A 24043-nucleotide genomic window follows, 5' to 3' on the forward strand; every position below is an offset into this window, starting at 1 on the left:
GGCTCGAACCGCCGGAATCGCAAGGCCTGGTTACCATCCCGCAAGAGTTTTCAAACCTTTGCACCACCCCTCGATTTGACTGAAACCTGAAACCAATTCAGGATGATCTTGCGGGAAATGACGTCGAGTTGATTGAGATTTTGCCGTATAGGTCGGTCTCGGAACCGCCAAGGTCGCAATCGTAACAGTCTGGATGCGACGTTTTGGCCAAAACGGAAAAAATGCCACCAACGGGCGCTATGCCCGCACAGCCCTAGGGAAACGCCCCATGTCCGATGAAGAAGACATCGTCCTGTCCGAACTGAACGACGACGAACTTGTCGAACAGATGTTCGACGACCTGTACGACGGTCTGAAAGAAGAGATTGAAGAAGGTGTGAACATCCTGCTGGAACGCGGATGGACCCCTTACGACATCCTGACCAAGGCGCTGGTTGGCGGTATGACCATCGTGGGCCACGACTTCCGCGACGGCATCCTGTTTGTTCCCGAAGTTCTGCTGGCCGCAAACGCGATGAAGGGCGGCATGGCCATCCTTAAGCCGCTACTGGCCGAAACCGGCGCACCCCGCGTCGGCAAAATGGTGATCGGAACCGTGAAGGGCGACATCCACGACATCGGCAAGAACCTGGTGTCGATGATGATGGAAGGCGCCGGCTTCGAGGTGGTCGATATCGGCATCAACAACCCGGTCGAGAACTATCTGGAAGCGCTGGAAACCGAAAAGCCCGATATTCTGGGCATGTCGGCCCTGCTGACCACGACCATGCCCTACATGAAGGTTGTGATCGACACGATGGTCGAGCAAGGCCTGCGCGAAGAATACATCGTTCTGGTCGGCGGCGCGCCCCTCAACGAAGAGTTCGGCAAAGCGATCGGCGCCGACGGCTATTGCCGTGACGCAGCCGTCGCCGTGGAAATGGCAAAGGACTTCGTCTCGCGCAAGCATAACCAGCTGGCGGGTTGATCGGACCTACACTCCGAATTCAAGGCCGTCCGGCAACCGGGCGGCTTTTTTTGTTCAACACCCAAGGCCCATGGGGGTGACATGACACAGGAACGGGTTCCCGATGACAGCAGCCTGACCACGGATGGCTTTCAAAGCCACTCGGAACAAGGGCGTATCCTGTTGCTGGCTTGCGGCGCACTGGCCCGCGAGATTCTGGACCTCAAGAAGCGCAACGGCTGGGATCACATGGCTCTGACCTGCCTGCCCGCCATCCTACACGTCCACCCCGAACGGATCACACAGGCCGTGCAAGAAGCGGTGGCCAAGCACCGCGATCAATATGACGCGGTCTATGTGGTCTATGCCGATTGCGGCACCGGTGGTCTGCTGCAGAAAGCCTGCGCCGAGTTAGGCGTCGAAATGATCAAAGGCCCGCATTGCTATTCTTTTTTCGAAGGCAATGATATCTTTGATGCACGGGGCGAGGATGAAACGACCGCCTTTTACCTGACCGATTTCCTGGCCCGGCAATTCGATGCCTTTGTCTGGAAACCGCTGGGTCTGGATCGCCACCCCGAGCTGCGGGATATGTATTTCGGCAATTACACCAAGCTGGTCTATCAGGCCCAGACCGACGACCCAGCCCTGACCGCGCGCGCCAAGGACTGCGCCGACCGCATGGGGCTGACGTTCGAGCGGCGCTTTACCGGCTATGGAGATCTGGAGACGACACTGGCGGATTGGGCCAAGCGCGGCTGAGGCCCGTCAGGCGTTTTCCTGCGCCACCTCGCGGATGCGCTCGATCATAGCACGCAAACCGTTGGACCGTTGAGCTGACAGGTGATCGTTCAAGCCCAGTCGCGCCAGCTCTCCGCCTGCGTCTACTTTGGGCACATCAGCGACGGGCAGACCGTTGTACAAAGACCGCAACACCGCAATCAGGCCCCGCACGATCAGCGCATCGCTATCCCCATCGAAGTGAAAAACGCCACCTTCGATCACTGGGTGCAGCCAGACTTGGCTGGCGCAGCCATGCACCTTTGTGGCAGGCACTTTCAGGGCATCTTCCAGCGGCTCCATTGCCTTGCCCTGCTCAATCACATGGCGGTACCGGTCTTCCCAGTCCTCCAGAAACTCGAAATCCTCGACGATTTCTTCAAAGGCAGGCGTTGCCATAGTGCGACGGTCCTTTCATTGCATTCACATTCGTGACCTATGCCGCCGACCCCGGCCTGTCCAGACCCGGTTTGGGTTTTCAAAGCAAGGAATTTGCGTTAGGCCAGTGCGGGAAATACCGCTCAGAGCTTTGGATCCATGCAAAAAACACTGTCTGTTCTTCTGGTCGCTACACTTACCTTGTCGGCTTGCAGCGGGTGGCGCGACTCGCGCGCGAATCCAAGCAACTGGTTTGGGTCCAGCACATCGACGCCTGCACCGACCGAAACAGCGGCCTACGACCCAAATGCGCTGGTGCCCCAACAGCGCGAGCGCGTAAGGCTGTTTGGACGTCCGGAACCCGAGGACAACAGCGTACCCATCGCGCGCATTGACCAGTTGCGCATTGATCCCACACCCGGCGGCGCGATCATCTTCGTATCCGGCACGGCCGCGCGGCAAGGCGCGTTTGGAGCCCAGCTTGTCCCTGTTGAGAGCGAAGAAAACGCGAGGAACGGCGTTTTGGAGTACACGTTCCGCGTCAGCTACCCAAGCTATGCGACCAATCAGGGGACAGATCGTTCGCGCAAAGTGACGGACGCCACCAACGTGACACAGGATGATCTGGCTAATATCCGGCTGGTGCGGGTCATAGGTCAGCAAAACGCGCTGGAATCGCGGCGTCGATAAGCCTCTTACAAAGCTACGACTTTGACGGTCTGGCCTTGTGCAGCCAGGGCAATCTTACCCTCGCACAGCTTCAGGGCATCTTCACCGAACACTTCGAAACGCCAACCCGACATCGCTGGCAAATCCCGCTCGCCCGAGGCTATCTGATCCAGTTCTGAGCTGGTTGCGATCAGCTTGGCCGCCACGCCCGAGCTTTCAGTTTTGGATTTTAGCAACACGCGCAGCAGATCGGCGAGGGCTGGATTAACCTTAAGTTTGTCGCGGCTGTTATCCACGCGCGGCATCTGTTCGGGGGGGCAGTTCACACCCTTTTTGACAGCCGCCAGAATACCTTCGGCAATCGCGCCCTTGCGCGCTTCGCGCAGCAGCAGGCGCGATCCGCCCAGATCAGAAGGCGACTTGGGCTTGGTCGAGGCCAGCTCGATCAGCGCGTCATCCTTGAACACCCGGCTGCGCGGAACATTGTTTTGCTGCGCATAGGCCTCGCGGAAATGCGCCAGTTCCCGGACGACTGCCAGAAACTTGGCCGAGTTCGTGCGAGTCTTGACCCGCTTCCACGCGTCTTCCGGTCGAATGTCATAGGTATCCGAATGGGTTAGCGTGCGCAGTTCCTCGGCCACCCAATGGCTGCGCTGGGTCTTATTAAGCTCTTTGGCAAGATATTCGTAGATTTGCCGCAGGTGAGTCACATCAGCCAACGCATAGGTCTTTTGCGCATCAGACAGCGGACGGCGCGACCAGTCGGTAAAGCGCGAGGTTTTGTCCAGCCCCTGCTTACAGATCTTGCGCACCAAGGTTTCATACCCGACCTGCTCACCGAACCCGCAGACCATCGCGGCAACCTGCGTGTCAAACAACGGCGTCGGAAAGACGCTTGCTTCGACCCAGAAAATCTCAAGATCCTGACGGGCGGCGTGAAAGACCTTGACCACATCCTCGTTTCTGAACAGGTCATATAGTGGTTCCAGCGACAGACCATCGGCCAGAGGGTCGACCAGCACCGCGCTGTCTTCACCCGAGGATGGGACGGCAAGTTGAACCAGACAGAGTTTCGAATAATACGTGCGCTCGCGCAGGAATTCGGTGTCTATTGTCACATAGTCATGGCTTGCGGCGGCCTCGCAGAAATCGGCCAGCTCTTGCGTCGTTGTCAGGGTCTTCATGCGCGGTGGTGTTCTTGCTCTTGTTCTTCTTGGTGACTGCCCGTCGCTTTCATACCGATCCGAGCGCTTGTGCAGACCATAGGCCGAATAACACGGGCGTGTAAATCACCCTGCACAGATCATGGCAGCAACACTGGTGTCCGATCACCACCAGCGTAACGTCGAAGCACAGCGGGATAGAGCTTGTGTTCGCAAACCAGCACACGCGCGGCCAAAGCTTCGGGCGTATCGTTAGCGTCAATCTGCACACGGGCCTGACCCAGGATCGGGCCGTCATCCAGTGCCGCCGTCACCTCATGCACTGAGCATCCGTGTTCGGCATCGCCTGCCTCGATCGCGCGGGCATGGGTGTTCAGACCCTTGTATTTCGGCAACAGTGAAGGGTGGATGTTCAGCATCCGGCCCTGAAACCGCGATACGAATTCACCGGTCAGAACACGCATGAATCCCGCCAAACAGACAATATCGGGCCCTGCGGCCTCGAGCGGTTTCAGCAGCTCCGCCTCGAACGCAGCGCGGTCGCCTTTGAACGGACGGTGATCTATCGCCGCAGTGGGAATGCCCCGTTCGGCAGCTTTTTTCAAACCGCCCGCTTCCGGATCGTTGGCCAGAACCAGGCAGGGTCGCGCGGGATGATCTCCGGCCATGGAATCAACCAGCGACACCATGTTGGACCCCCCGCCCGAAATCAGGATGGCGACGCGCTTATGGCTCACAACAGCTTGCCAGTGTAGGCCACGCCGGGCGCGTCAGTGACAGAGCCGATGCGCGAGACGGTTTCGCCAGCTTCGACCAGCAGCGTCGCAAGATCATCGGCACGGTCTTCGTCGCAGACGACAATCATGCCAATGCCACAGTTGAAGGTTTTGAGCATCTCGGCTTCGGCAATCCCGCCGGTCTCGGCCATCCAACGGAAGACGGGCGGCAAATCCCAAGCGTTCAAGTCGATCTGAGCGCCCAAACCCTCGGGCAGGACACGCGGCAGGTTTTCGGTCAGGCCTCCGCCGGTAATATGGGCCAGCGCGTGAACGCCCCCTGCCCGGATCGCTTGCAGCGCCTGTTTGACATAAAGACGCGTGGGCGTCAGCAGTGCCTCGCCCAGCGTACCGTCGCTAAACGGCGACTCGGCGTCCCATCCCAGCCCAGAAATCTCGACCAGTTTGCGCACCAGAGAGTAGCCGTTGGAATGCACCCCGTTCGAGGCCAGCCCCAGCAGCACATCCCCCTGCTGCACACCTGCGGGCAGATGCGCGCCACGCTCCATCGCGCCGACCGAGAACCCTGCCAGATCGAAATCGCCATCAGGGTACATGCCGGGCATTTCTGCCGTCTCACCACCGATCAGGGCGCAGCCAGACTGCACGCAACCTTCAGCAATGCCTTCAATGATCCGAGCGGCCGTGTCGGTGTCCAGCTTGCCAGTGGCGAAATAGTCGAGGAAAAACAGCGGTTCAGCGCCCTGACAAATCAGGTCGTTGACGCACATGGCCACCAGATCAATGCCCACACCGTCAACCACGCCGGTATCAATGGCGATGCGCAGCTTAGTGCCCACGCCATCGGTCGCGCCGACTAGAATCGGGTCGGTGTAGCCTGCGTCCTTGAGATCGAACAGAGCACCAAATCCGCCCAACCCGCTCATCACACCGGAACGGTTGGTCCGCTTGGCCGCAGGCTTGATCCGGTCAACCAGAGCGTTGCCTGCATCAATATCAACACCCGCGTCCGCATAGGTGATTCCGTTCTTGCCCGCTGTCATGGCCAACCCCTCATGAATGGTTCCCGCGCGGGTTAGTCGATTGTGGAAGATGTTGCAACGGTCAGGCTTGACGCGGGCGTTCACCGTGATACTCAAAGCGCTCAGGCGGGCCTGTAGCTCAATTGGTTAGAGCAGAGCGCTCATAACGCTTTGGTTGCGGGTTCAAGTCCTGCCGGGCCTACCAAAATCTGCCATAACTGGATACGAAGCTGAGCGGCGCCTCGTGCTTTGCTTTGACTATTAGATCCTACCGGAACCGGAAATTCAGTTCCGTGCGCGATTGTTGACATATTGGCAGACTTCGTAAAACGAGTCGCAGGGTTCAAACCACCCCATAGCAACAGCGCCAAACGCGGCACCAATTCCGATAACAATAATCCAGTTCACTGCAACCACCTCGCTTTGAAAAGCGATACCCGACACCCACAACCTCGAATATTAACTGAACTTTAATACGCTGAAAAACTCACCATCCCTAGCGGAATGTACTACAGCACATTCATTTTGAGTTAATATATACACAATTCAATAGGTTTTGGCTACTTTGTTGTTGAAAGCAAACAAAATGGCTTGATTGTTGAAACAACAAACCCAGACCACACACCCCGAATCCGTTGCCTAAAATACTGCTGAAACCTCTAACGTGCGATGATGATATCGGCGCTCAGCCCGCCCAGCTTGTCGCTTTTGCCCAACCGTAAAACTCCGCCATGCGCGCGCGCGATATCAGCGACGATCGCCAGCCCCAGACCCACACCACTGCCCTTGTTCTGGTTGCGTGCCGGATCAAGGCGCGAGAATGGCTTGACCGCCTCTGCCCGGTCTTCAGGCGCAATGCCGGGGCCATCATCCTCGACCCGGATTCGTAAAGTTTTGGCGGTCAACGAGAGGCTCAATTCGGCCTTGTTGCCATAGCGCACAGCATTGCCAATCAGGTTTTCGACTGCCCGCCGGATCGCGGTCGGACGCAGCATGGCCTGCCCTTCCCCATCGGTTGCAACCAAACGCGCGTCGTAACCCGCGCGCTGTGCGTCATCAACAATCACTTGCAGCAAATGGCGCGGATCAACCTGTTCCGGAGCACCCTCGGCTGCTCCGCGCGAGAATTCGAGGAACGCATCCAGCAGCAACTGCATCTCGTCTACATCCTTTTGCAGAGGTGCGGCTTCATCTTCGGGCAGCATCGACAATCCCAGCTTGAGCCGGGTCAGAGGTGTACGCAGATCGTGGCTTACACCGGACAACATCAGGGTGCGCTGTTCGATTTGCCGCTCGATCCGGGCGCGCATGTCCAAAAACGCGCTCCCCGCGGCGCGTACCTCAATCGCGCCACCTGGCGAATACGGTACCACCCGCCCGCGCCCAAATGCCTGGGCCGCATCCGCCAGGCGGGTGATGGGCCGAAGTTGGTTGCGCATGTATAGAAACGAGATCGTCGTCATGACGACTGCGAAAAATACCATCGTCACGATCAACTGATGTGGTGCGGCCGGGGACAGGCGGCGGCGATCTAGCACCAGTTCGAACGGGCCCAGATCGGTTTGAAGATACAGGCGCGCCTCGTCACCGCTGGGTAAAGCCACTGCCGTCAGTTGTGGCAGCTTGGCGTGTAATTCCGCTGCAACTTGCGGCGCGATAAAATCATACCAGCGCCGCATTCCGACCGCAGGACGTTTATCAATACCCAGAAACCGCGCTTTCATATCCAGGGCAACAAGGTCCTGCCGTATGGCGGCAAGCGCCTGCAACTGCGTCTCAGCCCCCTCCATCGTTTCCAGAATCAGCGTGACTTCGCGCGCCGAGGAGGTGGTCATCTGTGCCGTCACATCCTCAAGGTGTTTTTGCAGAAAGGCGATACCGACCACCAGCAACAAAACAACAACCGGCAACACCAGGATGATGGCCGCCCGCGCGTACAGGCTGCGCGGCATATAGGATTTGAGCCAGGCACTCGACATGCGCTAAACCTAACGGGCTGATCGGACAAGAGAAAGAGCACAGAATGCAAGCCCCCGACGATTTCAATCCACCCGCCGGTCAGGCTTTCGAATTGCAGCCCGGCCTCAGGTGCATTCTGGCCCCGAATCCGTCGCCTATGACCTATCGAGGCACGAACACCTATCTGCTGGGCACGCGGGACTGTGCCGTTATCGACCCAGGCCCCCTCAGCGATGTGCATCTCGAGGCGATTCTGTCCGCCCTGACCCCCAGCCAGCGCATCAGCCATATCATCGTCACGCATACGCATCTGGATCACTCCCCGCTTGCCGCCCCTCTGGCCCTGCGGACCGGCGCGCCGGTTCTGGCCTTTGGCGGCCCCGAGGCCGGGCGCAGCGCTGTGATGCAAGAGCTCGCCCAAAAAGGGCTGACCGGCGGCGGAGAGGGCATCGACACGGCCTTCCGCCCTGATATCGAACTAACCGATGGGCAGGTCATCACGGGCGATGACTGGCAGCTAGAGGTCATTCACACACCAGGCCACCTTGGCAATCATATTGCGCTGGGTTGGGGGCAGACCTGTTTCACCGCAGATCACGTCATGGGGTGGGCGAGTTCCCTGGTTTCGCCACCGGATGGCGACCTGACGGATTTCATGCAAGCCTGTCACCGTCTGCGCGCCGGCGACTGGTCGGTGTTTCACGCCGGGCACGGCGCGCCGATCACCGACCCTGCCGCCCGGTTGGACTGGCTGATCCGACACCGCACAGCGCGTGAGGCCCAGATTCTGTCCGCATTAGAGGATCGTCCCGGCACAGCCCGCCAGCTGGCAGAGAGGATCTACACCGAAACCCCCGCCGCACTGCTTCCGGCCGCGACGCGCAACGTATTTGCTCATCTGGTCGATTTAACCGTCAGATCAATGGCTTCGCCCAAAGGTGTGCTGTCCGTCGAGGCCGAGTTCACCCGATTACCATAAGGCGTAAACTTTTTCGTCATTTGATGCCGATCCCCTCTGGACGGCAAATTTCGGTGTTGTTATACGGCCCTCAGTTCCGGCGTAGCTCAGCGGTAGAGCAGTTGACTGTTAATCAATTGGTCGTAGGTTCGATCCCTACCGCCGGAGCCAAATCCTCCTTCAAAACACACAGATTTGGCGCGAAACATTTGCCTTCACGCGGGCCAAGTTTTTTCGTCGAAAAAACTTCACCATCCCCTCTGGACGACAGAGATTGTGATTGCTATACGGCGCGAACCGTTCCGGCGTAGCTCAGCGGTAGAGCAGTTGACTGTTAATCAATTGGTCGTAGGTTCGATCCCTACCGCCGGAGCCATTCTTCCCAAGCGCAGACCTCAACCCGTCAGGGCGTCTTCGAAATCTACGCGCAGGTTGCGTTTCAGAACCTTGCCCGTTGCGTTCAGTGGCAAAGCATCAACAAAGACAACCTTATCCGGCACTTGCCATTTGGCGATCTTGCCGTCGAAAAAGGCCAGCAGTTCTTCCTCGCTCGGCTCTGCGCCGTCGGCTTTCACCGCCACCAATAGGGGGCGTTCGTCCCATTTCGGATGCGGTACCCCGATGACGGCAGCCGTTGCCAGCTTGGGATGGGCAACGGCGATGTTTTCCAGCTCGACCGAGCTGATCCATTCACCGCCCGATTTGATGATGTCTTTGGACCGGTCCCGGATCGTCATATAACCATCCGCATCCAGCGTCGCCACATCGCCCGTGGCAAACCAGCCATCCTGCAACAGATCCTGATCCTGCATCTGGAAATAGCTGTCCAACACCCACGGCCCGCGCACCATCAGATCGCCCTGCGTTTCGCCATCGCGCGGCAACTCATTGCCGTCATCGTCCACGATCTTCAACTCGACACCATAACAAGGGCGACCCTGGCTTTCGCGCAGTTTGTGCTGCGCTTCGATCGGCAGTTTCGCATGTTTCGACAGCGGATGGTTGGCAGTACCAAGTGGGCTCATTTCGCTCATGCCCCAGGCGTGGATGGTGTCCACGCCGTAGACCTCGCGGAAGGTCTCGATCATCGACGGTGGGCACGCGGCCCCGCCAATGACCGTGCGTTCCAGAGTTTCCAGTTTGCTGCCCGATTCCTGCGCGTAAGCCAGCAGCCCCTGCCAAATCGTCGGCACACCCATGGCGAGCGTCACTCCATATGTGTCGATCAGCTTGACCAGAGCTTCGCCGTGCAAGTCTGGCCCCGGCAAAACCATGCGCGACCCGGACATCGCGCAGGCATAGGGCGAACCCCAGGCGTTCACATGGAACATCGGCACCACCGGCAACACGACATCCATAGCCGAAAACCCGATAACATCGCGCGTGTTCGAGCCAAAGCTATGCAGCACTGTCGAACGATGAGAATACAGAACACCCTTAGGGTTCCCGGTCGTGCCCGAGGTATAACACAGGCTGGACGCGGTATTTTCGTCAAAGCTGGGCCATTCGAATCCAGAATCCCCGGTCTCGATCAACTCATCATAGAACTGAACACCCGGCACTTGCGCGATCGCATCCTCGTTGCGCGGGCCCATCAGCACGAAATGCTGCACTTCGGTCAGGTGAGAATGCAGCGCGGCGACCAGAGGGATGAACGTTGCATCAAAGAACAGCACCCGGTCCTGCGCGTGGTTGATGATATAGGTCAGCTGCTCAGGGAACAGACGGGGGTTGATCGTGTGGCACACGAACCCGGCGCCTGAGGTGCCATAGTAGATCTCAAGATGGCGCCGGTTGTTCCAGGCCAGCGTCCCGATCCGTGCTTGGGGTTCAAGCCCCAATGCCGTCAGCGCAGAGGCCAGTTTCCGTGCATTGGTCGACACTTCGGACCAGTTGGTTTCCGTCACCGTTCCGTCCGTTTCGACGGAAACAATCTCGGTCTGACCATGGTAGCAATCAGCGTGCTTGATCAGCGACGAGATCAGCAACGGCTGCGTCATCATTTGTCCCAGCATGGACATCCTCCCTTGGTGGTGGCCGCTTCTGTTCGGCGGCCCCTTGTTCTGGCCCGACGTTAGCGTCGGGACGGTCAGGACAAATCCTGCCAATCATTTAATTGTCTGACAATAAAAGAATGCAGCCTGCCGCTACGGCAAGCCGATTTTACTCACCCCGCTGACGCAACGCATAGGCCACCAACGCGGCGGTCGACCCGTCTTTGCCTGCGGTGTCCTCTTCGCCATCCACGATCGGACCCAGTGAGGTCGCAAGCTCTTTCCCCAGCTCGACCCCCCATTGATCGAACGAGTTGATGCCCAGCAAGACGCCCTCCACAAAGACGCGATGTTCATACAGCGCAATGATCTGGCCCAGAACAAACGGAGTAAGCTGCGGGTAAATCAGCGTGGTGGACGGGCGATTGCCCGGAAAGACGCGATGCCGGGCCTGACGGTCCAGTTCGGCCCCTTCCAGACCTTTGGCGGCCATGCGGTCGCGGGCTTCGTCCAGGGACCGGCCGCGCATCAGCGCCTCCGACTGAGCCAGACAATTTGCCAATAGCAAACGATGATGATGGGCCAGCTCGGGTTCGTGCCCTTCGGCGGCGACCATGAATTCGCAGGGGATCACATCAGTGCCCTGATGGATCAACTGGTAAAATGCGTGCTGGCCATTGGTGCCGGGCTCGCCCCAGACCACGGGGCCGGACGCAAACTCTAACGCTGTGCCGTCCATCGCGACGGATTTACCGTTCGATTCCATCTCAAGCTGTTGAAAATATGCAGGCAGGCGCAGCAATCGCTGGTCATAGGGCAGAACCGCGCGGCTGGCATGGCCCAAAACCTGCCGATGCCAGATACCGACCAGCGCCAGCATCACCGGCACATTGTCGGCCCACTCCGCGGCGCGGAAATGGACGTCCATGGACTGGCCACCGCGCAGGAATGCATCAAAGGCATTCGATCCCACGGCGATCATCACAGGCAGGCCCACCGGTCCCCAGACCGAATACCGCCCCCCGACCCAATCGGCGAACCCGAACACACGCTCTGCCGGGATGCCAAAGGCCTGTGTCTTGTCCAAAGCGCTGGAAACGGCTGCGAATTGACGGGCCGGATCGCCGCCACCTTCGGACATCCACGCCCGTGCAGTGCGGGCATTGGTCATCGTCTCGATCGTGGTGAAGGTCTTCGAGGCGACGATCACCAACGTTCGCGTCGGGTCCAACTGGCGCAGAGTATCCGCGATATGCGCCCCGTCCACATTGGACACATAGTGCAGCCGGGGGCCGTCATGATAGGGCGACAGGGCGTGCGTCGCCATTACGGGCCCCAGATCGGACCCGCCAATGCCAATATTCACAACGTCGGTAAAGCCGCCCCCTGCCCCGGTGTAAGTGCCGCCGCGCACCTCTTCGGCGAAGATTCGCATCCGGTGAAGCGTGTCCAGAACATCAGGCATGACGTCCAGCCCGTCGACCTCGGCCGGTCCGCCATCAAGGTTGCGCAGCGCCGTGTGCAACACCGCGCGCCCTTCGGTTTCGTTGATCTTGGCGCCTGAGAACATCGCCTCGCGCCGATCCGCCAGACCGGCGTCATCGCAGAGCTTGATCAGCGCCGCGCGGATATCGCCGTCAATCTGGGTCTTGGAATAGTCAAACAGCATATCCCCGGTCGAGGCCGAGAACTCCTGCGCCCGGTTCGGGTTCTGTTCGAACAGATCCAGAATGGTTTTTGTGCTGCCCGAAAGGGTCTTGAGGTCGGCCAGTTTCATTGCATCACTCCGCCCAATGGACCATCATGCCGGACAACACAGCGGCAATCGGAGCCTCTTCCGGCGGTAGCGCCATGGCTTTGTTCAACGCCTCGCGCTTAGCAGAGCCGAAAATGACCAGATGCTTGGACAAGGCACCGTCCAGCACTGGGGCCGTCAGCGAGATACGCGCCTCAGGCTGCGTTTCGGTACGGGCGATGGTCAAGGGCGGCGCGTGGCTGTCCAAGGCAGCCGCCAACCCCTCCATCCCCGGAAACAAAGACGCCGTGTGCATATCCTCACCCATGCCCAGCACCAATACGGACAGGGGCAGAACTGGCGTGATCAGGCTTTCGATCTCGGGCAGCACTGCCTCTGGGTCTTTTCCTTCCACGAACAGCGGCACGTATTGCGCGACCGAGGCGCGGTTGGTCAGCAAACGTTCGCGGATAAGTCGTTCGTTTGAACGGTCGCTGTCACCGGGCACACAGCGTTCATCGGTGGGCAGGACGCGCACACGGTCCCAATCGAGATCGGCGGCACATAGCCCGTCAAAGACCGGCCCGGGCGTGGTGCCGCCGGGCACCGCAAGTGAGACCATATCGTGGTGCAGCAAGGCGGCCTCAAGATCTCCGGCCAACGCATTGGCAACGTCGATGGCCAGCATGTCCCTGTCGGGGTATTCCTGTATATTCATGGGTTTATTCCTTGCCAGCGGCGACCGTCCCGTTTCATCAGCAGCTCGGCGTCGCCCGGTCCTGTGCTGCCACTATCATAAGGTTTCGGCACATCACCACGTGCCTGCCATCCGGCGATGATGGGATCGGTCCAGGCCCATGCGGCCTCGACTTCATCTCCACGCATAAACAAGGTCTGGTTACCCCGGATCACGTCCATAACCAGTCGCTCATAGGCATCGGGCGGGTCCTGATTTTCCGGCCCCAGCGCCTCGGCAAAGCTCATATCTAATGGCACATCGACCAGACGCATACCGCCCGGGCCCGGCTCCTTGATTGTCACTTTCAGCGTGATGCCCTCATTCGGCTGCAACCGGATCGACAGCACATTCGCGTGACGCCCCGCATCAGCACCGAATATCGAGTGCGGCGCGTCCTTGAACATCACGTTGATCACCGAGGAGCGCGCCACCAGCCGCTTCCCCGTGCGCAGATAGAACGGTGTGCCCGCCCACCGCCAATTGCTAACATGCGCCTTCAACGCCACATAGCTTTCCGTGGTCGAGCGTTCATTGCCCACGACCTGGCGATAGCCCGAGCCCTCACCCTCGAACTGGCCGCGCACAATGTGATGCGGCTCGACCGGGTCCAGAGCGCGGATGACCTTCAGCTTTTCGTCCCGCACCGCGTCTGGGTCGAACTTCGCTGGAGGCTCCATTGCGATCAGGCACAAAAGCTGCATCAGGTGGTTCTGCATCATGTCACGCATGGCGCCTGCGCGGTCATAATACTCTTCCCGCCCATCAATCCCAACGGATTCGGCCACCGTGATCTGGATGTGATCGACGTATTGGCTGTTCCAGAGCGGTTCGAACAGCATATTCCCGAAACGAACGGCCATAAGGTTCTGGACCGTCTCCTTGCCCAGATAATGGTCAATCCGGTAAATCTGGTTCTCGGAGAAATGCGCGGCCAGAGTAGCGTTCAAAGCCTGCGCGCTGTCTAGGTCATGGCCAAAAGGTTTTTCGACCACGATCCGCGTCAGGGGTGTGATCAACCCGTGCGCCTCGATCCGTTCGGCCAGCGGACCAAACAGGCGCGGCCCCACCGAAAAGTAAAAGGCCCGCACTCGACCGGGCTTTAGCCGGCGGGCCAGATGCCCCCACCCTTCATCCGAGACCCCATCCAGCGCCACATAGTCCAGCCGCCGCAAAAACGACTCGAGCGCCGAGACGTCCTGACATTGCTTCGCCGCGTGAGTCTTGAGCGATTCGCGCACCAAATCGCGGAACCCGTCGCTGTCATATCCCGTGCGCGCAGCGCCTATGATTTGGGCACCGTCCACCCATTGCCCGGCGCAAAATCTGCGGAACAGCGCCGGCAGGATCTTGCGCTGGGCCAGATCACCGGTTCCGCCAAAAATGACCAGATCAAAGGGATCAACAGGGATGACGCGAGAAACCATGTGTTTTCCTTACCTTGACCGCTGACGCATGTCCAATGTTAGCGCAACCATTTGTTCAGAAACCCTCATCTTCAAAATTCTGTCAGGACGTCCGTGTCGCACTTAACGAACCCGCCCCAACCGTCTAAGTCAGTGCAATGACTTCAAAGAACCGGATACCGGAATGAAAGACAACGTCGCAAGCGCTGCCAATATCGGCAAGTTTCAGGACAAATTGGTGACAGCCAATGGACAAACCCGCGCGTCGGTGGCGTTGAAGAACCCCGAAACGCTGTGGTTCAACACCGGCACGCTATGCAATATCGAGTGTCAAAACTGCTATATCCTCAGCAGCCCTTCCAATGATGCGCTGGTCTATATCACCGCCGATGAGGTGCGCGATTATCTAGACCAGATAGAAGAACGCAACTGGCCGGTGCGCGAGATCGGGTTTACGGGTGGTGAACCCTTCATGAACCCCGAGATGATCGAAATGACCCGTGCTGCGCTTGAGCGCGGGTTTGAGGTTCTGATCCTGACCAACGCGATGGCACCGATGATGCGCCGCAAGATGCGCGAAGGATTGCTAGGGCTGCAACGCACGTATGGCGACAAGCTGACCCTACGCATTTCGGTCGATCACTACCGCCCCGACCTGCATGATGAAGAACGCGGCAAGGGCAGTTTCGAGAAGACCGTGACCGGCATGGAATGGCTGCGCGACAACGGGTTTCGCATGGCGGTTGCCGGTCGGACGGTTTGGGGCGACAGCGATACTGACAGCCGCGCCGGATATGCTGCATTTTTCGACCAGCACGGCTTTGACATCGACGCACAGAACCCGGCACAGACAGTGCTGTTCCCGGAAATGGACGAATCCGTCGAAGTGCCCGAGATCACGACGGCCTGCTGGGGCATTCTGGACAAGTCACCTGACGCAGTGATGTGTTCGAATGCTCGGATGGTGATCAAGCGCAAAGGCGCAGAAAAACCCGCCGTTCTGGCCTGTACCCTACTGGCCTATGAGCCCGAGTTCGAAATGGGCTCAACCCTGGCCGAGGCCGAGGCGGACGTGCATCTTAACCACCCTCATTGCGCCAAGTTTTGCGTATTGGGTGGCGCAAGCTGTTCTGGCTGATCAGTTCAGTTCCGGCGATTTCCAGTATTTGGTCCCGGTTGCACCAGCCGAGACGCGCCAGCCCTTTTTATCAAGCATGAAAAACGATCGCCCGTCGGTAAATCTGATCGCCTCGTCAGTGCGCTCATCACCTTGCATGGTTCCTGCTTCGGCAGTGGCCTCGTATCCTTGTGTGATGAATTTTTCCAAATCGGCCTGAGTTTCGAACAAAATCACATATTTTGATTCAAATCCGCCAATCCCAAGCGCGGCACCGACCCCTCCGGTCCCCATGTTCATATAAACATGTTGGTCTGTCTCCTTCGAAACCGCGACACCACGCCCGTAACCCGCAGAAACGGGAAAAACAGTCACCTTTCGGGAATCGAATGCGGCATATCCCGCACTGACCTGATAAAGCGCGTCCGCCTCGGGGTTCTGCGCCAAAAGCTGTGTCAGCACTTCATCCGCCATTACATTCAGCTTCGCACGCGTTTCTTCAGGGGTGGCTTCGTTTTTGACAAGATCGGCTGTCGAATTCACGGTATTTTCAACACTTTCACCAACCTTCTGCGCCCCTTTCTTGATGTTGTCCAAAAAACCATCCGCGACGGCGGGGCCACAGAGCAGCGCAGTGATAGAAATGCAGAAAACAGTCTTTTTCATGTTGCCCCCGAAGATACACCAAACTTGTGCGATCATAGACAAGACAGACCCAAAATCCACGGCATTGCATTCACAAATTCACAGTCTTTTTCAACTGTAACCGAAATCACTGAAAAAATGGTCGCCTCTCGATAGGTTAGGTTTCAGGTGTTTTACAAAAAGGCTGCCAAAATGAGATGGATGTGGGTGATCTATTTGGTGTTTCTTGCCGTGCCTGCGTGGGCGCAGGACCGGTTGGCGCTGGTCATCGGCAACAATCAATACGAGTCGGTCCCTGTCCTGCAAAAAGCCGTTGCCGATGCCGAAGCGGTGTCGCGGCAGCTTCGGGCATTGGGGTTCGAGACGTTCGAGGGGTTGAACCTGGACCGGCGCGGCATGAACCAGCGAATCTCGGAATTCACCGCGCAGCTTGAGGCAGGGGATACGGCTTTTGTTTTCTTCGCCGGGCATGGAGTTGAAATTGACGGCGAGAACTATCTTCTACCCACGGATATCGAAACCCCCTTTGCTGGTGAGACCGATTTCGTCAAATCCGAATCCATCGCCCTGTCGAATCTGCTGAACCGCGTGCGTAGCACCGGGGCGCGGACATCAATCGCCATTATCGACGCCTGCCGAGACAACCCGTTTGACACCACTGCCGGACGCAGTATCGGCGGCACCCGCGGTTTGGGTCGCATCGACGCGCCGCAAGGCATGTTCGTGATATTCTCGGCCGGGGCGGGCCAGATGGCGCTGGACCGGCTGCATGATAACGAGGCCGAACCAAACTCGGTCTTCACCCGCGCCTTGCTGCCTCGCCTGGCGCAACCGGGGCTAGAGCTGCGCAGTATGGTGGCCGATCTCAGGCGCGAAGTCCGAGATCTGTCTCGCACCGTGCAGCACAATCAAGTCCCAGCTTACTATGATGAGCTGTTGGGCGAGTTCTATTTCACCCCGGCCGCTGTCGCCGCGCCTTCCGTCGATACGGTCACGCCGCCGATTGAAAAGATGCGCGCCGATCTGGAATTAGCCCGGTCCGTCGGTACGGTTTCGGCGCTGGACACGTTTCTTGAGACATACGCGGACCAGTCCACTGACTATACCTATGAAATCGCGTTGCAATTGCGTGCCGGATTGCAGGACCCCGAGACCCCTGCACCCGCTGTCATTCAGGATTCAAAGCAGGTGATGCAGGCGACTCAAGCGGCCTTGAACGCGCTGGGATGCAATGCGGGCGGGGCCGATGGAGTCGCAGGTCCCCGTACCAAACGCGCCTTTGCGGATTACCGACGCGCCAGCAAATCCAATCTGGGTGCGGACGATCTGGGCACGCGGCACGCGCTGGACGAACTGGAAGGCAAAAGCGGCACTATCTGCGTCGCAGCACCTGCACCTACAGCCCCCCGCACCACAGCATCTTCGGCCGTGTCCCTAAGCGGAAGTTGGAGCTTCAAAGCAACCTGCGCGCTAGTCGTCAAAGTGACCGGTTCAGTTAGGTACACCAGAGCGGGTAGCAACAAATTCACGGGCAGCCTGACGGATTCGTTGGGGCAAAAAGCCAACACGGTCGTCTACCTGAACGAGCAAGAGCTTAACGGAACGGATTATTTCCCCGGCATCACCGTGACATGGCGCGGCCGCCTGTCCGAGGATGGCAACAGCTTTACCGGATCGGGATCGACCGGCTGCTCGGTCTATGCTTGGCGGGTCGGCTAGTTTACCCGAAACTCACCCACCATGTTGCGCCATTCACCGGGCGCGATCATCTTGCGGTGCGTGTAGCGCACCGAATGCAGTGGACCTTCAATCTCACGCTGCCAGAATTCGATGAAATCGAACAGTTTCGGATGGTCCGGGGCAAGATCGTAATCCTGCCAGATGAACGTGTTTAGGACGTGGATATAGTCGGGCATATGGTAGAAGAATTCCGCCGTCGTCAGCCCGTACCCTTTCAGCATCAATTTGGTTTCGCTTTGCGTCATATAGACCCCCAATTTCTTGCAAGGTCTCTTCAGGGTAGCACGCAAACGCCCTAACAGGCTGATAACAATATGTTACCCAGCTGTTACCGTGGCTTTTTTGCCGGAAAGGATCAGCTTGCTTGCACCTTATGTGCCGGGTCTGATAGAGTGCATCCACAAGATATAGACCCAAGCTAAAGATCGGGCAGTTTACGTGAGCGATACGCCAGAAACCCCAGAAAACATGGATGAAACCCCGCCCGAGCGTCCCGTCTATGACGGTCCGACGGTGTCAATCGAATCCGAGATGCGCACCTCGTATCTGGACTATGCCATGTCGGTCATCGTCAGCCGCGCGATCCCCGATCTGCGCGACGGGCTGAAACCGGTGCATCGGCGGATTCTGTATGCCATGCACGAAACCGGGAACACCCACGACAAGGCCTATCGCAAATCGGCCCGTCCGGTCGGCGATGTGATGGGTAAATACCACCCGCACGGTGACAGCGCGATCTATGACGCGCTGGTGCGGATGGCGCAGGATTTCTCGATGTCGCTGCCACTTCTGGATGGTCAGGGCAATTTTGGCTCGATGGACGGCGATAACCCGGCGGCCATGCGCTATACCGAAGTACGGATGGACAAGCCTGCCGCCGCCCTGCTGGCCGATATCGAAAAAGAGACTGTTGATTTTCAGGACAACTACGACGGCAAGGACAAAGAGCCGACCGTCCTGCCTGCCCGGTTTCCGAACATGCTGGTCAATGGTGCTGGCGGTATCGCTGTTGGTATGGCGACGAATATCCCTCCACATAATCTGGGCGAAGTGGTCGATGCCACACTGGCGCTGATCGACGATCCGGACCTGACGTCGGAACAACTGATCGAATACGTCCCCGGACCTGATTTCCCGACCGGCGGCGTCATGCTGGGTCGGTCCGGTGCGCGCAAAGCTTATCTGGAAGGACGCGGCAGCGTCATCATCCGCGCCAAGACCCGCGTGGAAGAGTTACGCAAGGACCGTTACGCCATCGTCGTGGATGAGATTCCCTATCAGGTGAACAAGGCTTCGATGATTGAAAAGATCGCCGAGGCGGTGCGAGAAAAGCGCATCGAAGGCGTCGCTCATGTGCAGGACGAATCCGACCGCAACGGCGTGCGTGTTGTCGTTGAACTGAAGCGTGACGCAACGCCCGAGGTAGTGCTCAACCAGCTGTACCGCTTCTCACCGATGCAGACGTCCTTTGGCTGCAACATGCTGGCCCTGAACGGTGGTCGGCCCGAGCAACTGACCCTGCGCCGGTTCCTGACGTCGTTCATCGACTTCCGCGAAGACGTCGTCGCCCGCCGCACCGCCTATGACCTGCGCAAAGCGCGCGAACGTAGCCATATCCTGTGTGGTCTGGCTGTGGCCGTTTCGAACGTGGACGAAGTGGTTGCCACTATCCGTTCGTCGGCTGACGCGGCTGAGGCGCGCGAAAAGCTGATGACCCGCCGCTGGCCTGCGGCCGAGATCGAGGGTTATTTGCGTCTGATCGACGACCCTCTGTCCAAGATGAACGACGACGGCACCTATAACCTGACCGAGGTTCAGGCCCGCGCCATTCTGGAACTGCGCCTGCAGCGCCTGACTCAACTGGGTGTCAAAGAGGTCACGGACGAGCTGGAGCAACTGGCCGCCAAGATCAAAGAATATCTGGATATTCTGTCATCGCGCGAGCGTATCATGTCTATCATCGGCGATGAGCTACGAGAAGTGCGCGATCAGTTCGCCGTTCCCCGTCGCACCGAGATCGTCGACTGGTCCGGCGACATGGAAGACGAAGACCTGATCGAACGCGAAGACATGGTCGTGACCGTCACCTCGGGCGGCTATATCAAGCGTACCCCGCTGGCCGATTTCCGGGCGCAAAAACGTGGCGGTAAGGGACTTTCGGGGATGCAGACCAAGGAAGAGGACGTGGTCACCACCCTCTTCGTGGCCAACACCCATACGCAGCTTTTGTTCTTCACCACGGACGGCATGGTCTACAAGCTCAAGACCTGGCGCCTGCCGCAATCGGGCCGCACCGGCAAGGGCAAGGCGATCGTCAACATCCTGCCGATCCCGACCGGGGTCTCCATTGCGGCGATCATGCCGGTGGATGTTCCAGACGAGGAATGGGAGAACCTTCAGATCATGTTCGCCACCAGCGCGGGCACCGTGCGGCGCAATCGCCTGTCGGATTTCACCAACGTCAAACGCAACGGCAAGATCGCCATGAAGTTCGAGGACGAGCACGCCGAGACCAAGCTGATCAACGCCCGTATCTGTTCCGAGGATGACGACGTTATGCTGGTTACCAAATCCGGTCGCGCGATCCGCTTCCCGTCCACGGATGTGCGGGTGTTCAATAGCCGCTCGTCGGTTGGTGTGCGTGGTGTGCGCCTGAACGGCGACGATGAGGTCGTGTCGATGTCGATCATCCGCCACTTCGACGCCAGCTCGGACGAGCGTGCAGCCTACCTCAAGATGCGCCGCCTGATGGCCGGTGTCACCGATGAAGCCGATAGCGATGAGGATGAAGGCAACGCCGACAGCGTGCTGCCGCAGGAACGTTACGCCGAAATGTCGGCGGCTGAAAACCTGATCCTGACGATCACCAAGGGCGGTGCAGGCAAGCTAAGCTCAAGCCACGATTACCCCGTGCGCGGGCGTGGTGGCATGGGTGTCGCAGCGATGGACAAGGCCATGCGCGGCGGCGATCTTGTGGCCTCGTTCCCGGTTGAGATCGACGATCAGATCATGCTGGCCACCTCCAAGGGGCAGTCGATCCGGGTGCCGGTTGACGGGATTTCCTTCCGGTCGCGCAGCGCAGGCGGCGTGCGGGTGTTCAACACCGGCAAGGGCGAAGAAGTCGTCAGCGTCGCTTGGATCGCCGATCAGGGCGATGAAGAGGCCGAATAGTCCAAAACCATCTGGTGACCTCGCCGCGCAACCCATGTTGAGCGGCGAGGTCATACTTTGACACACACGTAGCGGGATGGCTTGTTAAGCTTGTGCTCGCATAAGATCCTGAAGCACCCAAAGCCTGTCCTGACCCCAAACGCTTTGGCCGTTCAGATGAAAGCTGGGAACCCCCCAAAGCCCGATTTGGAGAAGACGTTCCTGGTTGGCCTCGACCCGGGTCCGCCAGTCAGAAGTGCCAATCAATGTCTTGGCCGTTTGCCATTCCAAACCCGCTTGACGCACGACCTCCGCAAGCCCGGTATCGGTGCTGGCATCCAATCCTTGGGCCCAAGCGCCGGTCATGAAAGCCGCGCAATATTCCGGCAGGCGACCCTCGGCTTCGGCATAATCCAATAGGGCGTACCCCCTTTCAATGCCCGCGCCCAAAGGGTCGCTAATACGACCAAACGGGATGGCCAGACGCCGCGCTTCGCGCGCGCAATCCCCTAAAATATATGATGATTTCGCTTTGGGAACGGGCAGTCCACGCATCAACATCGGAAGCACCGGACGCAAGATCAAACGCGCATTGGTCCGCGTGGCTAGATCGCGTACACGGTCGAAAGCCAGATAGGAATACGGGCTTCGAAACGAGAAAAAGAACTCCAGTTCCTGCCCTGTTGCATCTGGGAAGGGCTCGGAATAGTCCGGCACAATGGGCGGGTGCGACGGCCCAAGCCCAAGCGTCGCCAAACGCCCGTCCAGGTATCCAAGCCGGTCCGGCCCCCAATAGCATTCGCCCCCATACGCAAAGCTGCCGCCAAGGTAATGCCCGGCGGCGGCAAGAGCCTGATCCCCTGCCCGCCGCGCCACATTCGGATCAGAGTGCGCCCCTTCGGGGATATCCAGACCGGACCACAGCGCAGTGCTGATTTGCAGTGCTTTTGAGGCGAAGTCCTGATCACCCAACAGGGCCGCAAGACGCCGCTCGGCTTGCGCAAAACCCGCGTCAGACTGGGCCAGCTGCTGTGGCGCTGCCAACCCTAAACGTCGCGCCCATCGCACAGTGTCGGCCCATGAATTCTGCCAGTATTCGGTGGGCAACGGCTGGATATCCGAAGCCGGGCGCGAGATCAGATGCGGCTCGATCTGGACATCAAATTTGTTCTGTAACTTAAGCAAAAGCTGCAGGCTGAGGTGGCAATAGGGATCAGCAACGTCGTGAAAATACTGTACGGTATGAGGCTCGCCGTTGAGCCTCCGTCGCACCTCGGCAATACGCTGCCTTGCGCCGTGCAGGCCCTCGCTGGTCAGCACAACCGCAGCTTGGGTTTTCAACTTGTTTTTGATCGACACGTGCCCCTCCCAAGTCGCCTCTGGGGCACTCTATCGTCTGGCACAAAGATTCCCACGGCCGAACACTGAAACGTGAGGGTCAGAGGCCGTAGAGCTTGCAGAATTTGTCTTCCAGATACGTCAGCAACGGCTCTGGCCCCGGTTCAACCCCACTGGCGCGGGTTATGACCTCGCGCGGGGCATAAAGCCCGCCATGGCGCTGCAGGTTCTCGCGCAGCCAGCCGGTTGCGCCCGTCGAGTCACCTTGCGCAAGCTGCGCGTCCAAATCTGGTAGCGCCGCGCGCAGCGCCTCATACAGGCATCCGGCGTAGACATTGCCCAGCGAGTAGGTCGGGAAATAGCCAAACAGCCCCACCGACCAATGCACATCCTGTAAGCACCCGTTTGAAGGCTTGTCGACCGCATAGCCGAAATCGGCCTTGAAACGGTCATTCCACGCGGCCTCCAGATCGCTGACCTGCAGGTCTTCGGCCATCAGGGCGCGCTCCAGATCAAAGCGCAGCATGATGTGCAGGTTATATTGCACCTCATCCGCCTCGGTTCGGATATAGCCGTTATGAACACCGTTGACGGTGGCATAGAATGCGTCGGCGTCACTAATCCCGAAATCGCCAAAGGCCGCCGTCATCTGATCGAACAGCCAGCCGGTGAACGCACGCGAGCGGCCCAGCTGGTTTTCATAAATCCGGCTTTGGCTTTCATGCACGCCCATCGACACCCCACTGCCCAGCGGGGTCAGCGCATAAGCTTGGTCGATGCCTTGCTCATAAGCGGCATGGCCGACCTCATGAATAGTCGAGTAGAAGCAGTTGAACGGGTCGGTTTCGCTGGTGCGGGTGGTGATGCGCACATCCAACCCACTGCCCGAGCTGAACGGATGCACCGCCTTGTCCACGCGGCCCGTGTTCAGGTCATAGCCGAAGGTGGTCGCCAGTTTCTGCGACAGGCGCATCTGGGTTAGTTCGTCAAAAGTGCCGGTCAGGGCTTGCGGCGCGGGGCGATCCAGAACAGCGGCGCGCAGGGCCACCAGACGCGGGCGCATCTGGTCGAATATCTCGGCAATTTGAGTGCCCGTGGTGTAGGGCTCATAATCCTCGACCATGGCGTCATAGACGTCACCGCCTTGCGCCAGCGCCGCGCCCTCTTCACGTTTCAGGGCAACGACCTCATGCAGCACGGGCAGGAACGTGGCCACGTCTTCGTCCGCACGGGCTTGCGCCCATGTGCCCTGCGCAGCGGATGTGACACGCGCAATTGCCTTGGCCAGATCGGCGGGCACTTTGACCGTGCGCTCATAAGACCGGCGGATTTCTCGGATCTGCGCCTTGCCAGCTTCATCCTGCGGGTCGGCCTGTTCTAGCCACTCGGCCACGCGCGGATCAGACCGACGCGCGTGCAGAACAGCTTCGATGGCGGCCATTTCTTCTGCCCGTTGCGGGGCCGCTCCGCGCGGCATCACCGTTTCCTGATCCCAGCCCAAACGCCCGGCAATCTGCCCCAGCGCCGAAGTTTCGCGTTGAAAGGCCATCAGGTCGTCAAAGGCGGTCAT

The 24043-nt window shown here is 58.9% G+C and carries 20 protein-coding genes and 3 tRNA genes; 10 read left to right on the plus strand and 13 right to left on the minus strand.

Features of this window, described 5'->3' with window-relative positions; all coding sequences use genetic code 11:
* The first annotated feature begins 268 nt into the window (after positions 1 to 268).
* Positions 269 to 967, plus strand: coding sequence for a corrinoid protein (locus tag ACR0L1_RS03695; RefSeq protein ID WP_170774239.1), 699 nt, complete (start codon positions 269 to 271; stop codon positions 965 to 967).
* An 81-nt stretch (positions 968 to 1048) separates the two neighbouring features.
* Positions 1049 to 1708, plus strand: a complete 660-nt coding sequence (locus tag ACR0L1_RS03700; protein ID WP_480857208.1) for a DUF1638 domain-containing protein — start codon at positions 1049 to 1051, stop codon at positions 1706 to 1708.
* Between the two features lie 6 nt (positions 1709 to 1714).
* Here ACR0L1_RS03700 and ACR0L1_RS03705 read toward each other — a convergent pair whose 3' ends face one another.
* Complete coding sequence (locus ACR0L1_RS03705) at positions 1715 to 2125, minus strand: SufE family protein (protein WP_170788651.1); 411 nt, start codon at positions 2123 to 2125, stop codon at positions 1715 to 1717.
* Positions 2126 to 2263: 138 nt separating this feature from the next.
* Between ACR0L1_RS03705 and ACR0L1_RS03710 the strand changes: the two genes are divergently transcribed.
* Positions 2264 to 2794: a hypothetical protein gene (locus ACR0L1_RS03710; protein ID WP_480857210.1), complete on the plus strand. Its 531-nt coding sequence runs from the start codon at positions 2264 to 2266 to the stop codon at positions 2792 to 2794.
* Positions 2795 to 2799: 5 nt separating this feature from the next.
* Here the strand turns inward: ACR0L1_RS03710 and rnd are convergent, their stop codons facing one another.
* The 3 genes from rnd to purM all read right to left on the minus strand — a co-directional run bounded on the left by rnd (position 2800) and on the right by purM (position 5716).
* On the minus strand, positions 2800 to 3957 hold the full coding sequence (gene rnd, locus ACR0L1_RS03715) for a ribonuclease D (RefSeq protein WP_480857212.1): 1158 nt from the start codon (positions 3955 to 3957) through the stop codon (positions 2800 to 2802).
* A gap of 119 nt (positions 3958 to 4076) precedes the next feature.
* Positions 4077 to 4673: a phosphoribosylglycinamide formyltransferase gene (purN, locus tag ACR0L1_RS03720; RefSeq protein WP_170788653.1), complete on the minus strand. Its 597-nt coding sequence runs from the start codon at positions 4671 to 4673 to the stop codon at positions 4077 to 4079.
* Entirely contained in the window at positions 4670 to 5716 is a 1047-nt protein-coding gene (gene purM / locus ACR0L1_RS03725) for a phosphoribosylformylglycinamidine cyclo-ligase (protein WP_170788654.1), read from the minus strand. The genes purN and purM overlap by 4 nt, the downstream gene beginning before the upstream one ends.
* A 107-nt stretch (positions 5717 to 5823) precedes the next feature.
* Between purM and ACR0L1_RS03730 the strand changes: the two genes are divergently transcribed.
* A tRNA-Ile gene (locus ACR0L1_RS03730) sits at positions 5824 to 5900 on the plus strand.
* A gap of 454 nt (positions 5901 to 6354) precedes the next feature.
* Here the strand turns inward: ACR0L1_RS03730 and ACR0L1_RS03735 are convergent.
* Positions 6355 to 7674 (minus strand): ATP-binding protein, encoded by a 1320-nt coding sequence (locus ACR0L1_RS03735; protein WP_480857215.1) that lies wholly within the window; start codon positions 7672 to 7674, stop codon positions 6355 to 6357.
* 44 nt (positions 7675 to 7718) lie between these two features.
* Between ACR0L1_RS03735 and ACR0L1_RS03740 the strand changes: the two genes are divergently transcribed.
* From ACR0L1_RS03740 to ACR0L1_RS03750, 3 genes are all read left to right on the plus strand, one after another.
* The gene (locus ACR0L1_RS03740; RefSeq protein ID WP_480857217.1) at positions 7719 to 8633 is read left to right on the plus strand and encodes an MBL fold metallo-hydrolase; all 915 of its coding nucleotides are present in this window, start codon (positions 7719 to 7721) and stop codon (positions 8631 to 8633) included.
* 75 nt (positions 8634 to 8708) lie between these two features.
* Positions 8709 to 8783, plus strand: a tRNA-Asn gene (locus ACR0L1_RS03745).
* A gap of 130 nt (positions 8784 to 8913) precedes the next feature.
* Positions 8914 to 8988: transfer RNA gene (locus ACR0L1_RS03750), tRNA-Asn, on the plus strand.
* Between the two features lie 19 nt (positions 8989 to 9007).
* Here ACR0L1_RS03750 and ACR0L1_RS03755 read toward each other — a convergent pair.
* The 4 genes from ACR0L1_RS03755 to zwf all read right to left on the minus strand — a co-directional run bounded on the left by ACR0L1_RS03755 (position 9008) and on the right by zwf (position 14504).
* On the minus strand, positions 9008 to 10627 hold the full coding sequence (locus ACR0L1_RS03755) for a long-chain-fatty-acid--CoA ligase (RefSeq protein ID WP_480857219.1): 1620 nt from the start codon (positions 10625 to 10627) through the stop codon (positions 9008 to 9010).
* Between the two features lie 148 nt (positions 10628 to 10775).
* Positions 10776 to 12383, minus strand: a complete 1608-nt coding sequence (gene pgi, locus ACR0L1_RS03760) for a glucose-6-phosphate isomerase (protein ID WP_480857221.1) — start codon at positions 12381 to 12383, stop codon at positions 10776 to 10778.
* 4 nt (positions 12384 to 12387) lie between these two features.
* A complete protein-coding gene (gene pgl, locus ACR0L1_RS03765) occupies positions 12388 to 13059 on the minus strand; it encodes a 6-phosphogluconolactonase (RefSeq protein ID WP_480502449.1) in 672 nt (223 codons plus the stop codon).
* Positions 13056 to 14504 (minus strand): glucose-6-phosphate dehydrogenase, encoded by a 1449-nt coding sequence (gene zwf, locus ACR0L1_RS03770; RefSeq protein ID WP_480857223.1) that lies wholly within the window; start codon positions 14502 to 14504, stop codon positions 13056 to 13058. Before zwf ends, pgl begins: the two co-directional genes overlap by 4 nt.
* Positions 14505 to 14667: 163 nt before the next feature.
* On the opposite strand from zwf, the gene ACR0L1_RS03775 reads away from it, so the two are divergent.
* A complete protein-coding gene (locus tag ACR0L1_RS03775; protein WP_480857225.1) occupies positions 14668 to 15621 on the plus strand; it encodes a radical SAM protein in 954 nt (317 codons plus the stop codon).
* On the opposite strand, the gene ACR0L1_RS03780 is transcribed toward ACR0L1_RS03775, so the two are convergent.
* A complete protein-coding gene (locus tag ACR0L1_RS03780) occupies positions 15622 to 16266 on the minus strand; it encodes a lipid-binding SYLF domain-containing protein (protein ID WP_480502452.1) in 645 nt (214 codons plus the stop codon).
* A gap of 171 nt (positions 16267 to 16437) precedes the next feature.
* Here ACR0L1_RS03780 and ACR0L1_RS03785 point away from each other — a divergent pair, with 171 nt between their 5' ends.
* Positions 16438 to 17964 carry a caspase family protein gene (locus ACR0L1_RS03785; RefSeq protein ID WP_480857227.1) on the plus strand — a complete coding sequence of 509 codons (1527 nt, stop codon included), beginning with the start codon at positions 16438 to 16440 and terminating at the stop codon, positions 17962 to 17964.
* Here ACR0L1_RS03785 and ACR0L1_RS03790 read toward each other — a convergent pair.
* On the minus strand, positions 17961 to 18230 hold the full coding sequence (locus ACR0L1_RS03790) for an usg protein (RefSeq protein WP_480857229.1): 270 nt from the start codon (positions 18228 to 18230) through the stop codon (positions 17961 to 17963). The genes ACR0L1_RS03785 and ACR0L1_RS03790 overlap by 4 nt on opposite strands.
* Positions 18231 to 18423: 193 nt before the next feature.
* On the opposite strand from ACR0L1_RS03790, the gene gyrA reads away from it, so the two are divergent.
* Positions 18424 to 21156 (plus strand): DNA gyrase subunit A, encoded by a 2733-nt coding sequence (gyrA, locus tag ACR0L1_RS03795; RefSeq protein ID WP_170774271.1) that lies wholly within the window; start codon positions 18424 to 18426, stop codon positions 21154 to 21156.
* An 84-nt stretch (positions 21157 to 21240) separates the two neighbouring features.
* Here the strand turns inward: gyrA and ACR0L1_RS03800 are convergent, their stop codons facing one another.
* Positions 21241 to 22494 carry a DsbA family protein gene (locus ACR0L1_RS03800; protein ID WP_480857231.1) on the minus strand — a complete coding sequence of 418 codons (1254 nt, stop codon included), beginning with the start codon at positions 22492 to 22494 and terminating at the stop codon, positions 21241 to 21243.
* 79 nt (positions 22495 to 22573) lie between these two features.
* Positions 22574 to 24043 carry a carboxypeptidase M32 gene (locus tag ACR0L1_RS03805; protein WP_480857233.1) on the minus strand — a complete coding sequence of 490 codons (1470 nt, stop codon included), beginning with the start codon at positions 24041 to 24043 and terminating at the stop codon, positions 22574 to 22576.

Source organism: Ruegeria sp. J8 (assembly GCF_056531925.1).